This is a genomic window from Streptomyces sp. NPDC058240, assembly GCF_042882135.1.
GTDB lineage: Bacteria > Actinomycetota > Actinomycetes > Streptomycetales > Streptomycetaceae > Streptomyces.
On sequence record NZ_JBHVWT010000039.1, the window covers coordinates 30,349 to 37,040 of the forward strand.

Genomic DNA, 6,692 nt, shown 5'->3' on the forward strand with positions numbered 1-6,692 from the left:
ACGGACCCCGTACGCGTACCGCCGTCCGTCCCACCTCAGCGTTCCAACTTCCGCGCACCCGGCCGTCAGGCCGCCGTCATGGCTTCGGGGTGCGCTTCTTCAGGCCGTTTCTCTCTTCTCGCAAGGCTCACTGTGTTCGACGTCGCTGTCTTCGGATCCCTTTTTCTCACGCTTTTTGTGATTATGGATCCCCCCGGGATCACCCCGATCTTCCTCGCACTCACCGCGGGCCGCCCCGCCAAGATGCAGCGCCGAATGGCGCTCCAGGCGGTCGCCGTCGCCTTCGGTGTGATCGCCGTCTTCGGTCTGCTCGGGCAGCAGATCCTCGACTACCTGCATGTCTCCGTACCCGCCCTGATGATCGCGGGCGGGCTGCTCCTGCTGCTGATCGCGCTCGATCTGCTGACCGGCAAGACCGACGAGCCGACGCAGACCAAGGACGTCAACGTGGCGCTCGTACCGCTGGGCATGCCGCTGCTCGCCGGGCCCGGTGCGATCGTCTCGGTGATTCTGGCGGTGCAGCACGCCGACAGCGTGGGGAGCCAGATCTCGGTCTGGTCGGCGATCGTCGCCATGCACATCGTGCTCTGGCTGACCATGCGCTACTCGCTGCTGATCATCCGGGTCATCAAGGACGGCGGCGTCGTGCTGGTGACCAGGCTCGCCGGAATGATGCTGTCCGCCATCGCCGTGCAGCAGATCATCAACGGCGTCACCCAGGTCATCCAGAACTCCTGAGGCGCCCGCCGGTACCACAGCGCCCCCGCACGGACCTTCCGTGCGGGGGCGCTTCGTCTTTGTGCGTCGTCGTGCGTTACGAAGCCGAGGTTTCGGCCGGGCGGATATAGATGCGCTGGCCTATGGCTGCGGCCTGCTGCACGATCCGGTTGACGGAGGCGGCGTCCACGACGGTGCTGTCCACGGCGGTACCGTCGACATCGTCGAGTCGCATGATCTCGAAGCGCATAAGGCTTCCCTTCGTCTGATCCTCCTGCTGGAGAACTACTGGGAGGACGGATGACCCGTCCGCAAGGATGAGAGCACCGGACATCACTGTCCTGCGCTCCACGAGAGGTATAACGGCTTGCTTCAGGCAAACATTCCCTACGCTAAGGAAATTTTTTGGATGTCTAAGTATCAGCAGGTCACCGAGCATCCGCGGGCGACGAGGTCCACGACGAGGCCCGAATGAACGAGGCAGAGATCCGCGAGCGCCTGGACCGCACCAACGAGCTGCTCCAGCGCGTGCTCGCCGAGGTGTCGAAGACCCCCTCGACCCACGCGATCTTCGTGGATGCGGGCTATGTGTACGCGGCGGCCGGACTGCTGGTCACCGGCACCGAGGACCGCCGTTCCTTCGACCTCGACGCGGAAGGACTGATCGAGGCCTTCATCGACAAGGCCCGGACGATTTTCGCGGACAGCAGGCTGCTGCGCGTGTACTGGTACGACGGAGCCCGGCGGCGCATCCACACCGTCGAGCAGCAGTCCATCGCCGAACTCCCCGACGTCAAGGTCAGACTCGGCAACCTCAACGCCAACAACCAGCAGAAGGGCGTCGATTCACTGATCCGCACCGACCTCGAATCGCTCGCCCGGCACCGCGCCATCAGCGACGCGGCACTGGTCGGCGGCGACGAGGACCTGGTCTCCGCGGTGGAGGCGGCGCAGGGGTACGGGGCCCGGGTGCACCTGTGGGGCATCGAGGCGGGGGAGGGGCGCAACCAGGCCGAGCCGCTGCTCTGGGAGGTCGACAGCCAGCGCACCTTCGACCTGGACTTCTGCCGTCCATACGTCACCAGACGCCCCGTCACCACCTATGAGGACGACACCCCCGCGCCCGCGCGCGAGGACGTCCGCTTCGTCGGCGCGCAGATCGCCGCCGCCTGGCTGGCCGCCCGGGGTCGTGAGTCCCTCGCCGATCTGCTGCCCGGACACCCGTACCTGCCGGGCTCCGTCGACCAGGACCTGCTGGTCGAGGCCGAACGGCTGCTCCAGCACTCGCTGCGCGGCCACGCGCATCTGCGGCGGGCACTGCGCGACGGCTTCTGGCAGCACCTTCAGTCGCAGTACTGAGCCCTCGCAGTACTGAGCCCTCGCGGCACCGGGCCCGCTCGCCCGCCGCCTACAGGCTGTCCCAGAACGCGGCGAGCGCGGCCGCCGTCTGCTCCGGGCGGTCCGTGTTGGGGGAGTGCTCGGCGCCCGTGATCCGGGTGCGGTGCGCGCCGAGCCGCTGCGCCATCTCGTCGAGCAGCGGCACCGGCCAGGTGTCGTCGCGCTCGCCGGAGAGCACATGGACCGGCAGCGGCAGGGCGGCGAGTTCGGCCACCCGGTCCGGCTCGGTCACCAACTGGCGGCCGGTGGCGATCAGCTGGGCGGGCCGGTGGCGCAGCCAGCGCCGGCGCAGGGCCTCGCCGTCCGTCGCCGTGTCCTCCGGCGGGTCGAGGGCGCGCATCGCCTCCCACACCTCGGCCATGCTCAGCGTCGCGAGCGCGTCGCCGAGCACCTTCACCTTGAGCTGCTGGGCCTCGACGACCTCGGCGGGTCCTGACGACATGAGCGTCAACGAACGGAACGGCGAGGCGTCGAGCAGTACGGCGGCGCGGGCGATCTGCCCGCCGAGCGAGTGCCCCAGAAGATGCACGGTGCCTTCGCCGCCGACACCGAGGGCGGCGGCCTGGGCGAGCACATCCAGGGCCAACTCGCCCTGTGCGTAGGTCTCCTGACGGTCCGTCCCATCGGTCTCGTACTGTCCGCGGCCGTCCACGGCGACGATCCGGTACCCGGCGGCCGAGAGCGGTTCGAGGAGCGCCATGAAGTCCTCCTTGCTGCCCATGTATCCGGGCAGCAGGAGGGCGGTGCCGCGCGCGGCACCGGGCGGCGAGACGTCCAGTACGGCGAAGTCGCCGCGCGACGTGCGCAGCTGGTGGGCGTGGGCGCAGGGGGGCGGGGTGAAGGTGTGCGGCCGGCTCATGGCACGAGGTTATGCCGTGGAACGCCGGACGGGCAGAAGAGAGGGCCGGAACGCCGGACGGGCCCGAGGGTGTCCTCGGGCCCGTCCGGCGGATCAGGCTTCTGAGCGGTGGCCGCTCAGCCCTCGGTCTTCGCGGCGGTCGCGCGCGGCGCCCGACGCCTGCGCGGCTTCGCCTCGCCCTCGGCGGCCGGGGCCTCGGCCACGGCCTCCGTCTTCGGCTTGGCGGCCGCACGGGTGCGGCGGCGCGGCTTGGTCTCCGGGGTGGGCTCGGAGATCGGTGCGATCTGGAAGTCGACCTCGTCCTCGGCCGGCTTGACGACGCGGGGGCGGCGGCGCGGCTTGGTCACCGTCTTCGTCTCGGCCACCGGCTCGGCGATGGGCGCGATCTGGAAGTCGACCTCGTCCACGACCGGCTTGACCACGCGGGCGCGGCGGCGGCGCGGCTTGGTCTCGGTCGCCGGAGCGTCCTCGGCCGGGGCCTTGGCGGCCTTCGGCTCCACCTCGACCTCGACCACGGCCTCCACCGTGCTCATCACGGCCTCGGCCGCGGCCTCCGGGGCGCCGACCCGGGCACGGCGACGGCGACGCGGCGTACGCGGCTCCGACGGGGCGTCGGTGGCCTCGGGGGCCGGGGCCGGCACCGCGGCGGTGGTGGCGGGCGCCTCCTGGACGGCGGAGCCGCCCCGGGTGCGACGACGCTGGCGCGGCGTACGCGGCGCATGCTCCTCGCGGACGGCGGGCGCCGAAGCCGCGGCGGACTTGCGTCCGCGGCCGCCCGTCTCGCCGAGGTCCTCGATCTCCTCGGCCCGCAGACCCGCACGGGTCCGCTCGGCACGCGGCAGGACACCCTTGATGCCGGCCGGGATGTCGAGCTCCTCGAAGAGGTGCGGCGAGGTGGAGTAGGTCTCGACCGGGTCGTTGAACTTCAGGTCGAGCGCCTTGTTGATCAGCTGCCAGCGCGGGATGTCGTCCCAGTCGACCAGCGTGATCGCGATGCCCTTGGCGCCCGCGCGGCCGGTCCGGCCGATGCGGTGGAGGTACGTCTTCTCGTCCTCCGGCGACTGATAGTTGATGACGTGGGTCACGCCCTCGACATCGATACCGCGGGCCGCGACGTCGGTGCAGACGAGCACGTCCACCTTGCCGTTGCGGAACGCGCGCAGCGCCTGCTCGCGGGCGCCCTGGCCGAGGTCGCCATGGACCGCGCCGGACGCGAAGCCGCGCTTCTCCAGCTGCTCGGCGATGTCGGCCGCCGTGCGCTTCGTACGGCAGAAGATCATCGCGAGTCCGCGGCCATTGGCCTGCAGGATGCGGGAGACCATCTCCGGCTTGTCCATCGAGTGGGCCCGGAAGACATGCTGCGAGATGTTCGCGACGGTCGCGCCCTCACCGTCGGGCGAGGTGGCGCGGATGTGCGTCGGCTGCGACATGTAGCGGCGCGCGAGACCGATGACGGCGCCCGGCATGGTCGCCGAGAACAGCATGGTCTGCCGCTTCGGCGGAAGCATCGTGATGATCTTCTCGACATCGGGCAGGAAGCCCAGGTCGAGCATCTCGTCGGCCTCGTCGAGCACCAGCGCGCGGACGTGCGAGAGGTCGAGCTTGCGCTGTCCGGCCAGGTCGAGCAGTCGGCCCGGGGTGCCGACGATCACGTCGACGCCCTTCTTCAGGGCCTCGACCTGCGGTTCGTACGCACGGCCGCCGTAGATCGCGAGAACGCGGACGTTGCGCACCTTGCCGGCGGTCAGCAGGTCGTTGGTCACCTGCTGGCAGAGCTCACGGGTGGGGACGACGACGAGCGCCTGCGGCGCCTCGGTCAGCTCCTCGGGCGCGGCCCGGCCGGCCTCGACGTCCGCGGGGACGGTGACGCGATCCAGCAGCGGCAGGCCGAAACCGAGGGTCTTGCCGGTGCCGGTCTTGGCCTGGCCGATGACATCGGAGCCGGAGAGCGCGACGGGGAGCGTCATCTCCTGGATGGGGAACGGGGACACGATGCCGACGGCCTCAAGGGCCTCGGCCGTCTCGGGAAGAATCCCGAGGTCACGAAACGTAGTCAGGGTGCTGCCTCTTCTGTGAGACGCGGTCCGAGGCGAACGCTGGGGGTCGTACCGTGCCGGGGTTGGTCATCCGGCCGTGGATGGGCCGGGTGGCGCGGGACCACTGCCGTCGCTCGAGCGCTCGTGCCGCTGAGGGGGCCCCTCATCTGCGGTCGTACGTGGCGTACGCCCCGCGTGGAGGGCTGTCGGGTCGGAGCCGATCGGGCCACCGACCGGGCATCCTCATTCGTTTTCACCATTTTCACGCCACCGGTACATCCAAAATACTCAGTAGGCGCAATACCACTGTACCCCGGATTCGTGCATGTGTGTTGGGCGAATTCATCGGAACGGTGTGATGTCACTGGCTGACCAGGCCCTTCCGTCCCCCGCCGGGCGGGCTATTCTGCGCTTCATGGAGACGCCTGACAACGCCACTGAAACCCCTGAACCCACCGGAATCGCCGCCCAGGACTGGGCCACCGCGTCGGTGGAGCCGCAGTACCGGGCAGCGGTCGTGGACCTGCTGGGAGCACTCGCCTACGGGGAGCTGGCAGCCTTCGAGCGGCTCGCCGAGGACGCCAAACTCGCGCCGACGCTGGCCGACAAGGCGGAGCTGGCAAAGATGGCCTCCGCCGAATTCCATCACTTCGAGCGGCTCACCGACCGGCTGACCGCGATCGAGGTGGAGCCGACCGGCGCGATGGATCCGTTCGCCAAGGCGCTCGACGACTTCCACCGCCAGACCGCGCCGTCGGACTGGCTGGAGGGCCTGGTCAAGGCATACGTCGGCGACTCGATCGCCAGTGACTTCTACCGGGAGGTCGCGGTCCGGCTCGACTCGGACACCCGTTCCCTCGTCCTCGCCGTGCTCGACGACACCGGGCACGGGAACTTCGCCGTCGAGAAGGTGCGCGCCGCGATCGAGGCCGACCCGCGCGTCGGCGGCCGACTCGCGTTGTGGGCACGCCGGCTGATGGGCGAGGCGCTCTCCCAGGCGCAGCGGGTGGTGGCCGACCGCGACGCGCTGTCGACGATGCTCGTCGGCGGTGTGGCGGACGGCTTCGACCTGGCGGAGGTCGGGCGGATGTTCTCGCGGATCACCGAGGCGCACACCAAGCGGATGGCGGCGCTGGGACTGGCCGCGTAGCAGGCTCACCGGGGCCGGCCGCCGGGCCGGCCTCAGGCCGCCGCTGATCGGCTCAGGCGGCGGCTCCGCGGGCGGACCAGCAACGAGAGCGTCACGGCCCCGATCAGCGCCGCGCCGATCAGCGTGGCCACGACATGGCCCGGACCCAGCACCGAGTGCATGAGATACGCGCCGAACAGGGCTCCCAGGGCGCCGGTGGTGAAGACGGCACGGCGGGACGGGAGCCGGTCCGGCAGGGAGCGGAGCGCCATCCAGGCGAGAGCGAGTCCGAGCACGACGGAGCCGAGTGGTTCCAGGATCACAGATGATCACCTCGCGAGTTGCGGGGCGGTTAGGGCCTGCCCTAAATCGGTCGTAAGCGGTACTACCCGTGGGTTGCGGAACGCAACCCTCCTCGGCACGGGGTTCGCACAGGAATCACCGCGTGCCGGAACGGGCAGCGGGGGGGGGGGGGGGGGGCGAGTGTGGGTCGCGCGTGAGAGATTGACGGGGGGCGTCTTGGGAAGCGAGGACCAACCAGAACGTAGTGTGG

The 6,692-nt window shown here is 70.2% G+C and carries 7 protein-coding genes; 3 read left to right on the forward strand and 4 right to left on the reverse strand.

Going from position 1 to position 6,692, the window contains the following annotated elements; translation table 11 throughout:
• Window positions 1-132: 132 nt before the first annotated feature.
• Window positions 133-738, forward strand: a complete 606-nt coding sequence (locus tag ACFVX4_RS33905; RefSeq protein ID WP_266414641.1) for a MarC family protein — start codon at window positions 133-135, stop codon at window positions 736-738.
• 76 nt (window positions 739-814) lie between these two features.
• On the opposite strand, the gene ACFVX4_RS33910 is transcribed toward ACFVX4_RS33905, so the two are convergent.
• Complete coding sequence (locus ACFVX4_RS33910) at window positions 815-967, reverse strand: hypothetical protein (protein WP_177328023.1); 153 nt, start codon at window positions 965-967, stop codon at window positions 815-817.
• 221 nt (window positions 968-1,188) lie between these two features.
• Here ACFVX4_RS33910 and ACFVX4_RS33915 point away from each other — a divergent pair, with 221 nt between their 5' ends.
• The gene (locus ACFVX4_RS33915) at window positions 1,189-2,076 is read left to right on the forward strand and encodes an NYN domain-containing protein (protein ID WP_266414637.1); all 888 of its coding nucleotides are present in this window, start codon (window positions 1,189-1,191) and stop codon (window positions 2,074-2,076) included.
• 49 nt (window positions 2,077-2,125) lie between these two features.
• Here ACFVX4_RS33915 and ACFVX4_RS33920 read toward each other — a convergent pair whose 3' ends face one another.
• Together ACFVX4_RS33920 and ACFVX4_RS33925 are read right to left on the reverse strand one after the other, a co-directional pair.
• On the reverse strand, window positions 2,126-2,974 hold the full coding sequence (locus ACFVX4_RS33920; RefSeq protein ID WP_389984945.1) for an alpha/beta fold hydrolase: 849 nt from the start codon (window positions 2,972-2,974) through the stop codon (window positions 2,126-2,128).
• Window positions 2,975-3,090: 116 nt separating this feature from the next.
• Window positions 3,091-4,941, reverse strand: coding sequence for a DEAD/DEAH box helicase (locus ACFVX4_RS33925; protein WP_389984978.1), 1,851 nt, complete (start codon window positions 4,939-4,941; stop codon window positions 3,091-3,093).
• A 484-nt stretch (window positions 4,942-5,425) separates the two neighbouring features.
• Here ACFVX4_RS33925 and ACFVX4_RS33930 point away from each other — a divergent pair, with 484 nt between their 5' ends.
• Window positions 5,426-6,160, forward strand: a complete 735-nt coding sequence (locus tag ACFVX4_RS33930; RefSeq protein ID WP_389984948.1) for a ferritin-like fold-containing protein — start codon at window positions 5,426-5,428, stop codon at window positions 6,158-6,160.
• A 32-nt stretch (window positions 6,161-6,192) separates the two neighbouring features.
• Here ACFVX4_RS33930 and ACFVX4_RS33935 read toward each other — a convergent pair whose 3' ends face one another.
• Complete coding sequence (locus ACFVX4_RS33935) at window positions 6,193-6,411, reverse strand: hypothetical protein (protein WP_389984981.1); 219 nt, start codon at window positions 6,409-6,411, stop codon at window positions 6,193-6,195.
• Window positions 6,412-6,692 lie beyond the last annotated feature (281 nt).